The sequence below is a fragment of the Brucella rhizosphaerae genome, from assembly GCF_002252475.1.
In the GTDB taxonomy this organism is placed as follows: domain Bacteria; phylum Pseudomonadota; class Alphaproteobacteria; order Rhizobiales; family Rhizobiaceae; genus Brucella; species Brucella rhizosphaerae.
This window is the reverse complement of the sequence record NZ_NNRK01000035.1, coordinates 129,284-145,959: the sequence shown is the minus strand read 5'-3', so window position 1 is coordinate 145,959 and position 16,676 is coordinate 129,284. Positions and strand designations below refer to the sequence as shown.

Sequence of the window (16,676 nt, the reverse complement as noted above, 5' to 3'; positions counted from 1 at the left end):
ATGAACATCGCGACCAAAATTCCATCCGATGAGGCACAAAAGCCGGCTGAAGCGCAGAGTGCTTCGCCGACACCTCAAAGGACTGAAGCCATGAAAGGACGCGTTGACGCCATCGAAGAAGGCCGCCTTTACGGCTGGGCGTTCGATCCTTCATACCCGAGCGAACGGCTCATTATTCGCGTTCTGCTGGATGACAAGCCAATTGCTGAAGCGCCTGCCGACAAGGACAGACCCGACCTGAAGCGCAATGGCATCGGCGACGGAATGCATGCGTTCGAAGTGATGTTGCCTCAGTTTGCTGCGGCACGCTCAGGCGAACTGGTTGTGGTTGCCGCCAATGCCGCAGGCGTAGAGCAGAAACTGCGTGTGCCAAAACCCGATGAGCAAGCGGCAGAAGCACTGATCGCAGCGCCAATGACCCGCATTCTCGACAAGCTCGACATGCTGATGGCAGCCCAACGCCAGTTGCAGGTGAACCAGCGCTCGCTGCAACGCGCAGCGCCCACCATCGACAGCACTGGTAATGCTTCACCCACGGATCTGCTCGACATTGCCGGTTCGGTTGACACGCTGCGTACTGATCTCCACCAGCGCATGACCGAGCTTGATGTGCATATCATGCGCATGGACGGCGTCGTTGCTGGTCTTGAACAGCGTATGGAAGACGTGCGCAAAAGGAGTAGCGGAGACATCAAAGTTCTTTTCGTGCTTGCCGCCGTCTTGACCGGCTTTGTCGCTGGCGCGCTCCTCACACTCGCAATCATGCCCTGAGGGTCGCCGCATGACACAGGATGAAAGGCCAAACATTCAATCCGGCGCCAGAAATAGCCGCACGACCGAACGTCCTCCTATGATTATGGAGGGCGAAATGGTGGTGGGGTGCGTGATTGAAGACACGCTCGTCTTAGTGCTCGGCATTGGAAGTGCCACCACCGATCAGGTTACAGCGTTTCTCAATGGCGACCCGGCGATGAGCGTGAAAACAAGTCTCATAACCTGGCCCTTGAAAGAACCATCGCCCGCCGGAACACATGGTTTTGTCGCAATTGTGCCTACGAACGTGTTGCGCCGCGGTATCCTCAAGACCATCATGTTTCAGCATCGGGCGAAGGTCGCGCGCTATAACTTTGCATCGCGATCGGCATCTGTTCCGGATTTCGTTGCAATGATCGGAGATTTATCCGGTCAGAGCCTCTCAGGCGTCATCGATGAACTCGTCGAAGGATTGATATCGGGGCCCATCAGCCGGAAAAAATTGTCTGCAATCACGGTTTTATTGCAGGCAGGTGCGCGCTCGGACGGATGTATTGAACTCATTGGCGGAAGCGACGAAGGCGATATTTTCGTCCAGGGCTGGGCGCAGGATTTGACACCTGCAGTCACGCGGCTTCTGATCAGCGGTAAAAACTCATCACTCGCCGAATGCTCGATCAGTGTTTTTGCGCGCCCCGATCTTGAAGAACAAGCCTCTGGCTTTGCCGGGCTTCTTCTCGCCAATGAGCCGGTGGAAGCCAATGATATCGAGCGCATTTTGTTTCGCGGCCGCCGAGGCTGGCGGTTTACCGAAGTCTATGACCGCAGACTTCTCTCAGGCTCACGCGAAACACCCGCCCATATTCGCGCAATCCTGCCACGCGTGCGCAGTTCAACCGATATTCTTTTGCGTCTGCGTTCCGCCGCCAATCGTTTCGATGGTACAGATACGGTTTCCGCTCTGCCTTTTCCCGTTCGCATGGGCATCGACAATGTCTTTCGGGTTGAAGGCAGTGGCATATTGATTTCAGGCTGGCTGCTTGATCCCGACAGTCACGTTGAAAGCGTGCGGCTTCGGCGACATCGCGGCGACATCCAGATCGACACGACGTGGACACGCATCGACCGCTCCGATGTAACGCGTGAGTTTGATAATCATTCCCCCTTTAACGCAGGTCTTGATCCAAATCGCCACGCCCATGGCTTTGTGGCTTTTGCCCCTGAACTTGCAGGCGACAGCACTTCGCCGTTCTATCTGGAACTGGCAATCAGTGATGGGCGCCGCGCGTTCTTTCCGCTCACCCCCACCCGCGTGACGTCGCGCGATGCCATTGTTCGGCAGCTGCGTGCCACCGATCCCAATGCATGGGCGTTGCGCCACATCGTCGATCAACAGCTTGTACCACTGTTGCGTGGCGTCAATCGTCCAGCACCGGAAGTCTTTGGCGTGGTCGACCTTGGTCCCTTTGAGGACGCAGTCGGCCCGGCTATCATCATTGGTATTGACGAACGCGTCGAAGAAATAGAGCCGCTGCTTGCTCTGCTCGCACTCGATCCTGAAACGCGCATAGCGCCCATTGTGATTGCGGCGGCTACGGAAATCATCGACCGTATCGGGGTGCAGATCAGAAGACTTGCCGACTTTTATCGGCTGCGCATCCGGCTGGTTTCAGCCAATGGTTCGGAAGATCTTTATGATGCGCTTGAAGTGGGTGCACGTACGGTTTCCACCGATCAGGTCATTTTTCTCGCTGGCTCTCTGTTGCCACGACGTTCTGGCTGGCTCAACAAACTCATCAGCGCCTACGAGATGCACAAGGATTGCGTGCTTTCTCCGACACTTGCCTATGAAGATGACTCAATCCGCTGGGCGGGAACATGGGTGGCAGGGCCGCAGTCAGACCGCGCCCTTATCAGCCGCTATGCCGGCTACCCCATTGATGCAATATCCGGCATGCAATTGACGGAGGTAGCGACTGCAACCTTCGAATGCTGCATCATGCCTCGCGAAGCTCTATTTACCGCTGGTGGTTTTACCCGCGGTTATCTCGGCACCCATGAAAAGGGTCTCGACCTCGGCTTGAAACTCAAGCAATCCGGACTGCGTTCCTATTGGCTGCCTTCAGCACAAATGCTCGGGGCAGATGATGTTTCGGTAACAGATAAAGCATCGACCATCGCGCTTATCGAACGTATCGATCGTCAGGTTTTTGATGCACGCTGGTCCGCAATTCTTGCGGGCAAGCGCAAGGTCACGATGGAGGAACCCGCATGAGCGAAAAACTCCGTGTTCTCGTCATTTCCCATGCCCACCCGTCAATCTCACTCGGCGGCGGTGAAATCGCGTCCTACAATCTGCACAAGGGATTGAACGCGACACCGGGCGTGCAATCGGTTTATCTGGCGCGAGCCAGCCATCCTATCCCCCGGCACGGCACCACTGCTCTCATGAGCATGCGGCGCGCCAGTGACGAGATTCTGTTTCACGCCGACGAATATGATCATTTCTATCTGTCGAACAAAAACACCGACGAAATCCGTCGCGATCTCCTGCGGTTCGTACGTGACTTCGATCCGGATATTGTCCACTTTCATCATGTTCTTGGTCTTGGTCTCGAAACGCTTTATGCCATCCGAGAAGCACTGCCGGACCGCGTCATTCTAGTGACGTTCCACGAGTTTCTTTCCATCTGCAACAATGATGGCCAGATGGTGAAAGCGGGTACGTCGAAGCTCTGCAATGAAGCTTCCCCGATTGATTGCCACGCCTGCTTTCCGCACATACCGCCTGCCCGCTTTCTCAAACGCGAACGCTTTGTACGCGGCATGCTGGAACTCGCTGATGCTTTTGTGTCGCCGAGCGAATTTCTGGCAAATCGTTATCGCGAATGGGGGATCAATCCCGACAAGATGGCCGTCATCGAGAATGGTATCGCGATCACACAAACAACGCCACCACGCGAGCTGACCGGACCCGATCCGCGACGCAGTCGTTTCGCATTCTTCGGACAGATCAATCCGTTCAAGGGTATTGATGTGCTTGTTGATGCAGTTTCGCGTGTTCCTGAGCAGGTGTGGGGCGAGGATTCGCGCCTGATGATCTTTGGCGGAAACCTTGAAAAACAACCGTCAGCCTTTCAGGAACGAATGCAAAAACTGATCGAAGAGGCAGGCCCGCGTGTTCGCTTTTACGGCGCTTATCAGAATTCAGAGATGCCGCGCCTCATGCAGTCGGTAGATTGGGTTGTGATGCCGTCGATCTGGTGGGAAAACTCGCCCATCGTCATTCAGGAAGCACTGCATCATCGTCGTCCGGTCATCTGCTCCAACATTGGCGGTATGGCAGAAAAAATCCGCGATGGTGAGGATGGGCTGCATTTCCGTGTCCGCAGCGCGGAAGATCTGGCTGATCGTTTTACCGAAGTGCTGAGCGATCCGCACATCTGGAACCGCCTGCATCAATCCATCCGCAAACCGGTTCACTACGTCGATTGTGCGAGAGCACATCTCGATCTTTACAACCAGCTGCGCGAGGCCAAACCTCGCAGACTGAAACCTGCGGTCACAGAAACCGCACTTTCTCAGGCAAGCTGAGCCTGGCTCGCCTGCATCTGTTTATAAAAGAAGGAATAGCCTATGGCACGCGCCCTCGTCATGATCCCGGCAGGAGAAGTGTACGATCACGACAATGTCCGATGGTATCGTCATACTGACGTGCAGGGCAGCATTAATCACTACCATAACATTGGCGACGCGTTCGTTTTCGAGTCGTCGCTGAAGCTGATGAATTATGAGAAGGCGGCCGAGCTGCCGATCACCAACTTTTCACCCGAAAAGATCGATCAGCTGCGGGAAGAATATGATTATGTCATCCTGCGCGGCTCGAACTACATCAACAAGGACATGAACTGGCGCGATACGATCCCGGTGCTCCAACGATTGAAACTGCCTGTTATTGCGTTTGGCATCGGTGCACAGGCGCCGGTGCGCGGCGAAATCCAGCTTTCTGAAGAAACGAAAGCCGTGTTGCGCATGATCTCCGATTCAACTGTTTCTGTCGGTGTACGGGGCGCTTATACGGCACAGGTCCTCAACGATATTGGCATTCAAAATGTCCGTATCATTGGCTGCCCGACGGCGTTTCGTCGCAACAATCAACATCTTCGCATCAAACTGCCACCGCTCGAAGAGGTCAGGCAGGTGGGTGTCACCGTACGCCGCGAGGTATCGCCAGCTTATGCGCAGGATATTGAACAATATCTGACCCGCCACCGCGATCTCATCCGGTCCATGGCCCAACGTTTCGATATCACGCTGATGGCACAGGGCGAGATTGAAGAGAAGAAGATGGTGTTCGGTACGCCCGAACAAAAAGAAGAGGCGATTGCAGCGCTTAAAGCGCATCGCTGGACAGCTGACTGGTATCTCGATGACGATATCGAAAACCTCTATCGCCATCGTATGTTCTATTCGGACGTTGTAGCAGATTACGAAAATCTCGTACATGAGCAGCAACTTGTCCTTGGCTACCGTCTGCACGGCAACCTGATGGCGCTCGCCAACGGCATTCCGTCTATCTACTTCACTTATGACAGCCGCACGGCAGAGTTTGCCGAAACCTATAAAATTCCGAGCTATGATGTTTTCAGCGAGAAGCAATTTCGCTTGGAAGACTATTGGGACCAGTCGTTGTTCGACAAATATAACCGCGCATGGTTTGAAACCTATGCCGAGATGAAACAGTTTCTCGATGAGAATGGCGTCGATAACAAAATGACCGACACCGGCCTGTCTATCGCGGAGCTGAAGGTCGCCTGATCCCTATTGTGCTGCGGCGGGAGGGGTCGGGGTTGTTTCCGGTTCAGGCTTATGGAGACGAACCTCGAACGGTGCAATAAGCTGTTTGGGTTTGTCACTCGCCATATCCGGTGTGAATGGTGGAAACGCCGCGCCAGCCGTCGGCACTTTCAAAGCCGCTGCGTCAACCAGATCGTCACCCGAGCTTTCGACAAGTTTCACGTCCGACACGGTTCCGTCTGAAGAAAGATAGAAGCTGATTTTCGGCTTAAAGACACCATCGAGTTCCAGAGGCGCAAGCTCACGCGCAAGAAGCTGGCCATAGCGTTGAAGAATACGCACGACTGCATTCTGCCATTCTGCCTGATTGTTGATTGACGGCACTTCAGCAGGTGCGGCGGGTGTAGTCGTGACGCGTGGTCCAGTCTGCGCGACGGACGGCATGGTATATGCCGTCGCAGCCAGTAGAGAACCGAGCATCATGATCAGACGGAAACTGGTAAAATTTTGCACTCTCGTGATCCTCGGGTTCTCTGTCGTTCAATGTTTATGGTCAGTGGCAACCGTGCTGTCCAGCGATGATGCCCTCAATATGCAACTACGAAGCAGCCAACCCGAAAACGGCATCGGCGATGGCCGGCATATCTGCAATCTTTGGGGCTGATGGCGCTTCACTTATATCCTCTGTCAGAAGAACACCCACCTGATCAATGCCAAGATCATCAAGTTGGTCCGGCGTACCAAAGCCATATTCCATATGCCCGCGTCCGATGATACCGAGAACCAGCGCGTCGGGCTTTTCATTGAGATAAGTCGCAATATTACAGGCGAAGGCACGATCCCATGTCTGTTGTGCACGGACGAACCGATCAAACTCCGGTGCATCGGCAGATTTTCCCTGCATCGCGGGTGGCCCGCCATTGGTCAGGCGCAACAGATGTTCGCGATGTGCAAGGCTCGCAGGACGTGCGGGCGTCAGACCGTCACGCTCTTCTTCTAAAATTGCATCCCAGCCTTCCTTGCCAACGCGCGTGACAAGATCGCGGCGGCAGTTCAGCGCCAGCATTTTGACACGAAACTCACGGCAAAAATGAAACAATGGCCAATAGAGGTCGGCCGCAAAGCCCCAGACTTTTCCCCAATCTACACGTTCGAGAAACGTCTCGGCGTCGAGCTTTCCCTCGACCCATTCGTCAAGCACCGGCTGAAGCCGTCGCGGAAACATTTCAAAGCCGACGGCAAGATCGTCACGAAGAGCGAGCAGAGAGGCGCAGATGTGCATCTGCCAGCGGTGAATATCATACCGATCATGCGTCTCGCCCAGCAGAACAACCCGCTTTTGCGCCATATCCTGCATCACCGATTGATGCGTGCGGTGTGCGCCAGATTGCGGATCAATCCACTGCCCGACCCGGTCGTTCAATAACGTGGCATTCATTGGAACGCTTCCTTGTTGCCCGATACGATGAGACCTGTTTCGTCGCCTGCTTCGTTGAGCGCATAGAAGGTTAGATCATCGCCCTTCCTGATCTCACGCCATGAAGCAACGTGCCCTGCCTTAAGATGCAGATGGAAATCAGGCTTCATCACATTGATAAAACCGCGCGATGGCCGCACTTCCGGCATCTCACCGCTCCACTCCTGTTTGAAAGCAGGCAATTCGAGTGCGATGCGTATCTCTGCCTTATTCCGCTGAGCAGCAGCAAACGGCGTAAGACCCGGATCGTCTTCGCCAACTTCCTGCTTTTCCATTGTGCTCTGATCTTTGGCTTTAGGCTCAAGGGTTGCGAACCCGAAGCTATCCAGCGCCTTGTCGAAAGGCTCGGCACCGTCAAAGCCAATGACACTGCCGATAACACTTTCGTCCGAGGCAAGCAGATCTATGCGCGGATAGACTTTTTCCTGCATGATGCTGCTGCGATCAACAATCATCGACGCAATGGCATTGAGATCAATCCGCGAATGGTGCTCGGGACCTGAAAAATGCACCCAACCATCCCGGACCTCAACGCGTTCGACCACGCCGATGCGCTCATGTGTGGCGCCACAGCTTTTGGAATTGATCATCAGCTTGCCCATCGCGGGCAGTGTTTTGAGAACATCAGCCGGAGCGGCCAATAGTTTCGCGCGGATCGGTTGTTCGCTCATAATTTCCTCATGCTGTTTGGAGATCAGACATCTCGGACTGCTTTTGCGTAACGCTAAAAGTTTCAAGGTCGATGACGCTGTCGATGACAAGATTTGCAGGCTCGCGGTGAGCCAGAATGACGATGGTTGAGTTGGGAAGTTCTTTTCGCAAACGCTCCAGCAGCTCGGCCTCGGCGATCTTGTCCAGTGCACTGGTGGCTTCATCGAGAAACAGCCAGTCGGCCTTGATCAGGATCGCGCGTGCAAGAGCCAGCCTTTGCATCTCACCGCCAGAGAGTGTTCCCGGCGCGATATGTTCTCCAGAAAACACATAAGACGACAGCTTCGACAGCCCGACCTTTGCAAGTGCCTCAGCGATCTGGGTCTGGTCAAAGTTCTCTGCCGGAAGCGGATAGGAGACCGCATCGTATAACCCGGCATTTGGCATGTAGGGCTTTTGCGAAAGTACCAGCATTGAAGCATCTGGACGGTGAACCGTTCCGCTTGCTAAATTCCATGCACCTGCAATCAGACGAAGCAATGTCGTCTTTCCAAGCCCGGATCGACCACGCAGCCAGACAGTTTTGCCGGGCTCGATTTCAAGTTCGGGAATGTTCAGAAGGGTCTGCCCATCAGGCGTTTTCAATGAAACGTCGCGCAATTGCAGCGATGGTTGTGTCGCGTCAACAACAGCTTTTTTGTGCGTTGCCCCAACCGAATTGGCTGCGTTCAAGAAATTGGACAAACGCGATATCGCCGATACCAGTTCAGCAAGAACGTGATAGCGGAAAATAAACCAGGACAATGTCGTGGCTACCTGCTGTGAGGCTAAGCCTAATTGCATCAAGCCACCGAAGTTCACCGCGCCTGCAAAATATCCTGGCAGCGCCAGAAATAGGGGAATACGCAAGATGGTAGAGTTATAGGGTCGGGTGAAAACGCCAAGTAATGTCTGCCTGCCGACAAGACGAAACCAATTGGATCGAACACCTGAAAATCGTTCATTCAGAAATTTTCGCTCGGCCTTCTCGCCATTCATAACAGCAATTTCACCCGCATTTTGCCGTACATGCGCCATGCCGTAACGAAAATCGGCCTCCTTTTTCTGTTGTTCGATAAAAGTTGCTTTCAGACGGCGGCCGAACATATGTGTCAGGACTGATGAGAGCGCGACATAAGCAAAGGGCGCCCAAAGCATATATTTCGGTATTTCGACGTTAAATCCTGCAATCGAAAAACTGAGGGAGAATGTGGCAAGGCCTGCAAGCACCACAATGTACGAAAATAAGCCTACAACGCGCGTTATAAGACCTACTCCCTCCTCAAGCGTGTACTTTACAAACAAGGCGCAATCTTCAGAAATCCGCTGATCTGGATTGTCGGGATTTCTTTTGTCTTGCCCGTCTTTCAATCCCAAAAGCCAGTAAGCTTTGTTATCGAACCATGTTGATAACGCCACATTTGTCAGACGCTCTCGCCAACGTATTTCGAGCCATCCATTGGCATAAAAACCAAACAAAAAGATAAGCGTGTTTCCCGTCACGATTAAGCCGAAAATTCCCAATTGAGACAACGTTTCCGTGACATTCTTTTGCTCAACGGCGCCATAGAATGCTGCAGTCCACCCGATTAATTTAACGCCAAGATAAATGCCGATAAAATCGAGAGCGAATATCAAACCTAAAAGCGACCAGCTGAGAGCTTTTCCCTCGCCTGAATTGCAATATTTGAGTAGCTGCCAAAACTGTCTGAGAACAATAAGCATAATCAACCGATACTGACATGAGAAAGCCGAAGCCGCTTTCAAACCGCTCCGGCATGTTGATCATCAATGACGATCAGAAGCGCATCGTTGCACCAATCTTGAAGGTACGGCCCGGTGCCACCTGCATTTCCAGTGGATTGACATTCGCCACAGACGAGGTGTCAGGCATGTTGGCATAGCCCGTCAGCGTGTTGGGGAAATAGCGCTTGTCGAAGATGTTCTCGACGCCGAAATTCACGTCAATATGCTTGGTCGGGGACCACTTGGCATAGGCATCAAACACCGAATAGCTTGAGGGTTTGAAAGCATTTTCATCAGCGCGGCGCTTCACGCCCGATGCGAAAGTGCCGACAAACTCTGTTTCCAGATTCCAATCGGGGATGATGTAACGCAGCCCCAGAACCGTGGTTAGCGGAACTGCACCATCAAACGGCGTCGTTTCAGAACCCGCATCGACACGCTGATCACCGCGCATGTAAGAAAGAGCCGCATTGGCGAAAACGTTGTTATAGACCTCATATTCGCCACCAAACTCAATGCCCCAGACCTTTACGCTCTCGACGTTGTCAGAGGTGTATTTGTCGGCGGTTCCCGGAACCTGTTGCAGCCCACGGATAAAATCTTTGTAATCAGAATAGAAAGCGGAAGCGCTGAAATAGCCGCGATTAAATTCGCCGCGCAAACCGGCTTCATAGCTGCGGACAAATTCAGGCTTCAGGTTCGGATTGGGAATGACTTCAACCATGCTCGTCGCACCGATAGAGGTGGACGAAACAAAGAGCTGTTGCGCGGTCGGCATCTTGAAACCTTCGCCATAGGAGGCGAATACAGAATAAGTATCGTCGAGCTTGTAGATCGCGCCGAGACGCTTGATCAGACGGGCCTTATCCATCTTTTCAGGCTCGAACCCTTCAAGCGGAACGTAGCCATCATCCTGAGTTGGATCGAGAGAGTAAGTAGCAAGGCGCAGACCCGGTGTAAGCGTCAGACGCTCATCCAACAGTTTGATTTCATCCTGAACATAGAAATCAGCACGTATGGTATCAACTTTGGGGAAGTTGAACCCCTGTCGCGGCGTAACCGTCGTAACGCCTGTATTCAGATTGGTGGTGATATTCTCACCGTCATAATTGCTCTTGGTGATATCACCCGCAAAGCCATAAATGAGTTTATGGCTGCTTTGGCCAAGCTCGAATGACGAGGTCAGCTGAACATCAGCCTGCAGAAAGTCTTCGCTATAATTGCGGATCTGGATACGCTTTTCGCGACGCGGTGTGGCAAGAAGCGAATAGTTGCGGATCTGATTGCTCGTCGTATCGCGTCTCTGAGGCGAATAGGAAATGTTCCATTTCACCTCATCCAGCCAAGATGCGCCGACAGTCCAGCGGTGATCAAGGGCAAACCGCGCCCGTTGCATTTTCAGCGAACGATCCCAGCTCTCGTTTTCATAATAAAAGCTGTAATAGGCAGGCATGCTCGCATAGAGCGGATTGGCTGCGCCGGAATCATACTTTTGATCAACATCAGTGTTGCGCTCAAACCATTCACCGGTCAGCTTGAATTCATGATCGGTTGACGGATTCCACTGAAGTTTCAACAGGCTGTTATAGGAATCCGTGTCCATCGGGGACGCTTTATTGCACGGCCAGATCGCTTCACGCGGGCATCCCCAGATGCCTCCATCAGCACGCGCTTTACGCATGTCCGGCTCAGATGCACTCATATGCCCAAAACTGCCCAGGACCTTGAAATCGCCAGCCTCAGCCGCGCCGGTAATCTGTTTACGGAACGATTTGTCAAAACTGTCATAGCTGAATTTGGTTTCAACCGCCCACGGCTTGGTACCGTCCAGCAAATCTTCTGGGTCCAGCGTTCTGAAGAACACGACGCCACCCAGAGCATCCGCGCCCCACAGAACCGAATTCGGACCACGTGTGATTTCTACCGACTTCATATTGAATGGATCAACGAAATCGCGGCTACCATCAGTGATGCGTTCCTGAACACGTGCACCGTCGACAAGGATTTGCACACGGTTACCGCCGACACCACGAATATTGAAGCTATTGAGCTGCCCGAAAGGATTGGTCAACGACGTTTGCCGATCAACGCTTACGCCCGGCTCATATCGCACCATATCCTGAATATCGCGCACCTGATGTCGGTCCAGCGTGTCACGATCAATAACGCTGATCGACATTGGAACATCAAGCAGGTTCTTGGCAGCGCGCTCCGCAGACAGGGTAATTGTCTTAAGCCTGATAGGCTCAATAGTGTCGTCTTCTGTATTCTGGCTTTGCTGAATGGCTTCCGTTTTTGGGGCCGTTTGAGCATGCGCCTGTGAAGCGGCGCAGAGCACCACAGAGGCAGAAAGCATATTCAACCAATGACGATTGACGGATTTTTGGAAGGCAGAAGTCCCCAGCATGATGTCCCCGAAATAAGCATTGCATGATCGCTGGCTTGCCTATCGGGACTTGCTGGCTAAAAGTTGAGTGATTTGCTCAATATATGATTTGGGGCTGTATTCAACGGTTACTAGATGTTGCTAACAGAATTTGGGTATTTTGGAGTGACGGCAGACGCTAAATTGCAACACACTTAAAACAGGCAACGCCAATATATGGCGCAAGCAACGCTGTGTGGAAAAGTGGTTGGTGCGCGCGGCTTTAAGGGGCAGGCAGAGGCGGAAATTATTTCCGCTCAATACGAAAACGCGACACCGCCCGTTGAGTGATGCCGCGTTAGAGATCATGCCAATTAGATGCTAAACCAGTCTGGCTACAACATCGCGTAGTGACGCTTGCCAATGCGGTGCAGACCATTTGAACACCTTCTGGAATTTGGCAGTCAACAGGCGTGAGTTGGCGGGACGTACAGCTTTGGTTGGATAATCAGCTGTTGCAATATCCGTAACTGTCGCCGTCGGTCCGCCAAGCTCGGCACTTTCACTGAATATAGCACGTGCAAAGCCGCTCCAGTTCGTATCGCCCGTACCCGCCAGGTGATAAACACCATAGGCGGAGAAGTCTGGCGTTGCCGCCAGTTGATCCGCTATCTGGATAATCGCATCTGCGATATCGAGCGCACTGGTTGGATTGCCCCATTGGTCAGAAACAACCGAGAGAGTGTCCCGCGTATCAGCCAGCTTCAGCATCGTCTTGACGAAATTCTTGCCGAAGGGACTATAGACCCAAGCCGTCCGCAAGATGATATGCTTTGGATTGGCTTGTGCAACCAGACGCTCGCCTTCAAGCTTCGAGCTCCCATAAATACTACGGGGACCAGTGATATCAGTTTCGACGTATGGGGCATTGGCGTCGCCCGCAAAAACATAGTCCGTCGATATGTGGATAACTGGAACACCGCAAGCCTTTGCCGATTCTGCAACTGCTTGAGCACCAATTGCATTCACCGCAAGAGCTAATTCAGGCTCATCCTCAGCCAGATCGACCGCCGTATAGGCAGCAGCGGAAACGACGAGGTCGGGCTTGATCGCCTCAATGGCACTGCGCGCAGTTTCCGGCTTTGCCAAATCCAGCTCCGGGCGGCCCAGCGTAATCACTTCGATATCCGGTCGTTGCAATGCTTTCTCGAGAAGGCTCTGGACGACCTGTCCTTCCCGCCCGGTCACAACGATCCTCATGCATTGACCTCTTTTACCGCCGCACTGCCCAGCCGTTCACCCGCATAATTGCCACTGCGGATTGGCTCCCACCACCAGCCATTGTCGAGATACCATTGAATGGTCTTTTCAAGTCCTGTCTCGAAAGTTTCCTGCGGCTTCCAGCCTAAATCACGTTCAATCTTCGAGGCATCAATCGCATAACGACGATCATGGCCAGGACGATCCGTTACGAATGTGATCAGATCGGCATAGCTCTTGCCGTTTGCGCGCGGACGCTTCTTATCGAGAATGGCACAAATCGTTTCCACTACATTCAGGTTCGTGCGTTCTGCACTTCCACCGATATTATAGCTTTCACCCAATTTACCCGTCGTCGCGACAAGCGCCAGAGCCCGCGCATGATCCTCGACAAAGAGCCAGTCACGCACGTTCGCACCTGCGCCATAAACGGGCAGCGGCTTCTCATCGAGTGCATTAAGAATGACAAGTGGGATCAGCTTTTCAGGGAAATGGAATGGCCCATAATTGTTCGAGCAATTGGACAACACGACCGGCAGCCCATAGGTCTCGTGCCAGGCACGCACCAGATGATCGGACGAAGCTTTCGAAGCGGAATAAGGCGACGATGGTTGATATGGCGTTTCCTCGGTGAAAATGCCGCTATCGAAAGGCAGATCGCCAAATACCTCATCGGTCGAAATATGATGAAAACGAAAAGCCGATTTGCGTGGCTCCGGTAGCTCGCGCCAGTAAGCCAGAGCAGCATTCAACAGTCGAAATGTACCAATGATATTTGTTTCGATGAATGCTGCGGGTCCATCAATAGAACGGTCGACATGGCTTTCGGCTGCCAAATGCATGACAATGTCGATCTCATTGGCACGCAAGGCTTCCAGAACACCAGTATCGTCGCAGATGTCAGCCTGAAGAAAGCTATAATTTGGATGATTTTCAATCTGTCGCAGTGAGGCCAGGTTACCGGCATAAGTCAATTTATCGAAATTGATAACATTAACCTTCGGATCAACTGCCAAATGGCGGCACACCGCAGAACCAATAAAACCAGCGCCACCCGTAACAAGAATATTCATATTATACCTCAATCAAAAACTTCAGCGTCGGCGAGCAGTGGAGCCTGCTGATCTTTGTCTGAAAGCTGCACACCCGATGAAGGGATTGGCCATTCGATACCAATCGCCGGATCATCAAAACGTATTGAGCGATCGTGCTCGGGAGAGTAATAATTCGTCACCTTATAGACAACTTCGGTGTTCTCAACGAGAGTGATAAAGCCGTGCGCAAAACCTTTCGGAACGAAAATCTGGTTCCACCTTTCGGTTGAGACTTCTTGTGCCAGCCACTTACCAAAAGTTGATGAGCTTTTCCGGATATCAACTACAACATCCAAAATTGCACCACGAATTACGCGCACTAGTTTATCTTGAGCAAACGGTGGCAATTGGTAATGAAGACCACGTAAAACACCCTTAATTGCTGAATGAGAATGGTTGTCTTGAACAAACTGCAGATGAATACCTGCTTTACTCAGTTCTTCAGCTTTGTAGGTTTCAGAAAAGAACCCACGTTCATCACCGAGTTTTCGCGGAGTAAATTCAACAACACCATCTAAACCTAAAGGGCGAACTTGCATCAATCTCTACCCAGTTCATCAACACGTCGGCGCAAATAGGCTGCATATTCTGTCTTGCCAAGTTTAGCTGCTCGTTCCAATACGGCTTCACTGCTTAGCCAATTCTTATCTAAACCGATTTCCTCTGGACAAGCGATTTTGATACCTTGTCGTTTTTCAATAGTCTGAACAAAAGACGATGCTTCGTGAAGGCTATCGTGTGTTCCGGTATCAAGCCAAGCATATCCGCGGCCAAATCGCTGAACGTTTAACTCACCTCGTTCAAGATAGACATTGTTGACGGTGGTAATTTCAAGCTCGCCGCGCGCAGACGGGCTAATCGAACGTGCGATATCGACAACTTGATTATCGTAAAAATAAAGACCAGTGACAGCCCAGTGCGACTTCGGTTTTTCCGGCTTCTCTTCAATCGATATTGCCTGCCCCGTCTTGGTATCAAACTCCACGACGCCGTAACGCTGCGGGTCATCTACGCGATAGGCAAACACAGTTCCGCCCTTCATTGGCTCAGAAGAGAGTTGCGATAGCTTCGAAAGACCGTCGCCGAAGTAAATATTGTCACCAAGGATCATTGCAACGCTGTCATCGCCAATGAACTCCCGACCAATGATAAAAGCTTCGGCCAGACCGTTAGGGTGTTCCTGTTCTGCGTAAGAAAAACTGATACCGAAATCTGAGCCATCGCCAAGCAGTTTTTTGAAAAGAGGGAGATCGTGCGGTGTGGAGATGACAAGGATGTCCCGAATACCTGCCAGCATAAGAACGCTAAGCGGATAATAGATCATCGGCTTATCGTAAATGGGCAGAATCTGCTTCGATACCGCTATTGTTAAAGGGTACAATCTCGTACCACTGCCGCCAGCGAGAATAATCCCCTTCATGCGATTTCACTTCCTATCATTTTACTACTTTCGTTTCGTTCCCATAAACACGTATTATGACTACGATGATAGCTTCGTTTTGACGACAGCCGAAACTTTATAGCGAGCCGAGAATTCGACGAATGACATGTACTACCTCAGTTGCTGATACTCAAAACAATAAGCAGCCATTGCTAACGATTTCAATCGTTACCTTTAACCCTGACTTTGATGAACTCAAAAAAACACTGGATAGTTTGAAAATTGCAGCGCGTCAGTTCGCGCCCTGTTCCTTCTCCATCACAATTGTGGACAACTCCTCCAGCAAAGAAGTCGCGTCTTTTTTGCCGCTTTCATATCCAGACTTGCCAGTTAAACTAATTCAGGGTCAAGGAAACATAGGCTTTGGCCGCGCTCACAACCTCGCTATGCAGCAAATGGGTGAATTTCATCTCATCCTCAATCCTGATATCCAGATCGACCCTGATGTGCTGATAAATGCACTCGCGTTTATGAGAGCTCATGAAAATTGTGGACTAGTAAGTCCTCACGCCGTTTGGCCAAATGGGCAACGACAATATCTATGTAAACGCTATCCGGCTATCTTTGACCTAATAATAAGAGGTTTTGCGCCTAAGATAATTAGCTCACTTTTCTCTAGGCGATTGGAGCGATATGAATTGCAAGCTGAAACGGATGATGTTGTCTTTTGGAACCCACCCATTGTGAGTGGATGTTTCATGTTTTTCAGAAGCTCCGGCTTGAAAGAAACCGGTGGGTTCAGTGATAAGTTCTTCTTGTATTTTGAAGACTTTGATCTTTCACTAAGAGCAGTTAAAAAAATGGATACAGCTTACGTGCCAACCGTACGAGTGGTGCATGCAGGTGGACACGCTTCGAAGAAAGGATTTTGGCATATAAAGGTATTCATAAGGTCAGCTGTAACCTTTTACTTAACTCATGGTCTTAAATTATTCTAACTTTTAATGAATGCGATTAATTCATCTTGATATTATTGAAAATATTTATGATATCCTTCAGTATTGACGCGCCTTCGTGGATACTGTCGAGCGATCTATTTCTTGCCAACTTTCT

At 51.6% G+C, this 16,676-nt stretch carries 14 protein-coding genes; 5 read left to right on the top strand and 9 right to left on the bottom strand.

Going from position 1 to position 16,676, the window contains the following annotated elements:
- From CEV32_RS22355 to CEV32_RS22340, 4 genes are read left to right on the top strand one after another with little or no spacing between them, the layout of a single operon-like run.
- Nucleotides 1–771, top strand: coding sequence for a hypothetical protein (locus CEV32_RS22355; protein WP_094579329.1), 771 nt, complete (start codon nucleotides 1–3; stop codon nucleotides 769–771).
- Between the two features lie 10 nt (nucleotides 772–781).
- The gene (locus tag CEV32_RS22350) at nucleotides 782–3,028 is read left to right on the top strand and encodes a glycosyltransferase family 2 protein (protein WP_094579328.1); all 2,247 of its coding nucleotides are present in this window, start codon (nucleotides 782–784) and stop codon (nucleotides 3,026–3,028) included.
- The gene (locus CEV32_RS22345) at nucleotides 3,025–4,347 is read left to right on the top strand and encodes a glycosyltransferase family 4 protein (RefSeq protein ID WP_094579327.1); all 1,323 of its coding nucleotides are present in this window, start codon (nucleotides 3,025–3,027) and stop codon (nucleotides 4,345–4,347) included. Before CEV32_RS22350 ends, CEV32_RS22345 begins: the two co-directional genes overlap by 4 nt.
- Nucleotides 4,348–4,389: 42 nt before the next feature.
- Nucleotides 4,390–5,571, top strand: coding sequence for a polysaccharide pyruvyl transferase family protein (locus CEV32_RS22340; protein WP_094579326.1), 1,182 nt, complete (start codon nucleotides 4,390–4,392; stop codon nucleotides 5,569–5,571).
- 3 nt (nucleotides 5,572–5,574) lie between these two features.
- Here CEV32_RS22340 and CEV32_RS22335 read toward each other — a convergent pair whose 3' ends face one another.
- The 9 genes from CEV32_RS22335 to rfbA form a co-directional block, all read right to left on the bottom strand.
- Nucleotides 5,575–6,063: a TonB family protein gene (locus CEV32_RS22335; RefSeq protein WP_143128862.1), complete on the bottom strand. Its 489-nt coding sequence runs from the start codon at nucleotides 6,061–6,063 to the stop codon at nucleotides 5,575–5,577.
- An 85-nt stretch (nucleotides 6,064–6,148) separates the two neighbouring features.
- Nucleotides 6,149–6,988: a ChaN family lipoprotein gene (locus CEV32_RS22330; protein ID WP_094579324.1), complete on the bottom strand. Its 840-nt coding sequence runs from the start codon at nucleotides 6,986–6,988 to the stop codon at nucleotides 6,149–6,151.
- Nucleotides 6,985–7,698, bottom strand: coding sequence for a ChuX/HutX family heme-like substrate-binding protein (locus tag CEV32_RS22325; RefSeq protein ID WP_094579323.1), 714 nt, complete (start codon nucleotides 7,696–7,698; stop codon nucleotides 6,985–6,987). Before CEV32_RS22325 ends, CEV32_RS22330 begins: the two co-directional genes overlap by 4 nt.
- A gap of 7 nt (nucleotides 7,699–7,705) precedes the next feature.
- Nucleotides 7,706–9,442, bottom strand: coding sequence for an ABC transporter ATP-binding protein/permease (locus CEV32_RS22320; RefSeq protein ID WP_094579322.1), 1,737 nt, complete (start codon nucleotides 9,440–9,442; stop codon nucleotides 7,706–7,708).
- A gap of 73 nt (nucleotides 9,443–9,515) precedes the next feature.
- Nucleotides 9,516–11,870 carry a TonB-dependent hemoglobin/transferrin/lactoferrin family receptor gene (locus CEV32_RS22315; protein ID WP_094579321.1) on the bottom strand — a complete coding sequence of 785 codons (2,355 nt, stop codon included), beginning with the start codon at nucleotides 11,868–11,870 and terminating at the stop codon, nucleotides 9,516–9,518.
- Between the two features lie 339 nt (nucleotides 11,871–12,209).
- A complete protein-coding gene (gene rfbD, locus CEV32_RS22310) occupies nucleotides 12,210–13,088 on the bottom strand; it encodes a dTDP-4-dehydrorhamnose reductase (RefSeq protein WP_094579320.1) in 879 nt (292 codons plus the stop codon).
- Nucleotides 13,085–14,161, bottom strand: a complete 1,077-nt coding sequence (rfbB, locus tag CEV32_RS22305; RefSeq protein WP_094579319.1) for a dTDP-glucose 4,6-dehydratase — start codon at nucleotides 14,159–14,161, stop codon at nucleotides 13,085–13,087. The genes rfbD and rfbB overlap by 4 nt, the downstream gene beginning before the upstream one ends.
- A gap of 8 nt (nucleotides 14,162–14,169) precedes the next feature.
- Nucleotides 14,170–14,721 carry a dTDP-4-dehydrorhamnose 3,5-epimerase gene (rfbC, locus tag CEV32_RS22300; RefSeq protein WP_094579318.1) on the bottom strand — a complete coding sequence of 184 codons (552 nt, stop codon included), beginning with the start codon at nucleotides 14,719–14,721 and terminating at the stop codon, nucleotides 14,170–14,172.
- A complete protein-coding gene (gene rfbA / locus CEV32_RS22295; RefSeq protein WP_094579317.1) occupies nucleotides 14,721–15,602 on the bottom strand; it encodes a glucose-1-phosphate thymidylyltransferase RfbA in 882 nt (293 codons plus the stop codon). The genes rfbC and rfbA overlap by 1 nt, the downstream gene beginning before the upstream one ends.
- A gap of 122 nt (nucleotides 15,603–15,724) precedes the next feature.
- On the opposite strand from rfbA, the gene CEV32_RS22290 reads away from it, so the two are divergent.
- Nucleotides 15,725–16,561 (top strand): glycosyltransferase family 2 protein, encoded by an 837-nt coding sequence (locus CEV32_RS22290; protein WP_094579316.1) that lies wholly within the window; start codon nucleotides 15,725–15,727, stop codon nucleotides 16,559–16,561.
- The last annotated feature ends 115 nt before the right edge of the window (nucleotides 16,562–16,676 follow it).

Excerpts from the sequence above, each read along its gene's own strand:
- rfbA (WP_094579317.1), bottom strand. The coding sequence starts at position 15,602 with ATGAAGGGGATTATTCTCGCTGGCGGCAGTGGTACGAGATTGTACCCT.
- CEV32_RS22325 (WP_094579323.1), bottom strand. The coding sequence starts at position 7,698 with ATGAGCGAACAACCGATCCGCGCGAAACTATTGGCCGCTCCGGCTGAT.
- rfbB (WP_094579319.1), bottom strand. The coding sequence starts at position 14,161 with ATGAATATTCTTGTTACGGGTGGCGCTGGTTTTATTGGTTCTGCGGTG.
- rfbD (WP_094579320.1), bottom strand. The coding sequence starts at position 13,088 with ATGAGGATCGTTGTGACCGGGCGGGAAGGACAGGTCGTCCAGAGCCTT.
- rfbC (WP_094579318.1), bottom strand. The coding sequence starts at position 14,721 with ATGCAAGTTCGCCCTTTAGGTTTAGATGGTGTTGTTGAATTTACTCCG.
- CEV32_RS22290 (WP_094579316.1), top strand. The coding sequence starts at position 15,725 with ATGACATGTACTACCTCAGTTGCTGATACTCAAAACAATAAGCAGCCA.
- CEV32_RS22345 (WP_094579327.1), top strand. The coding sequence starts at position 3,025 with ATGAGCGAAAAACTCCGTGTTCTCGTCATTTCCCATGCCCACCCGTCA.
- CEV32_RS22350 (WP_094579328.1), top strand. The coding sequence starts at position 782 with ATGACACAGGATGAAAGGCCAAACATTCAATCCGGCGCCAGAAATAGC.
- CEV32_RS22330 (WP_094579324.1), bottom strand. The coding sequence starts at position 6,988 with ATGAATGCCACGTTATTGAACGACCGGGTCGGGCAGTGGATTGATCCG.
- CEV32_RS22315 (WP_094579321.1), bottom strand. The coding sequence starts at position 11,870 with ATGCTGGGGACTTCTGCCTTCCAAAAATCCGTCAATCGTCATTGGTTG.
- CEV32_RS22340 (WP_094579326.1), top strand. The coding sequence starts at position 4,390 with ATGGCACGCGCCCTCGTCATGATCCCGGCAGGAGAAGTGTACGATCAC.
- CEV32_RS22355 (WP_094579329.1), top strand. The coding sequence starts at position 1 with ATGAACATCGCGACCAAAATTCCATCCGATGAGGCACAAAAGCCGGCT.
- CEV32_RS22320 (WP_094579322.1), bottom strand. The coding sequence starts at position 9,442 with ATGCTTATTGTTCTCAGACAGTTTTGGCAGCTACTCAAATATTGCAAT.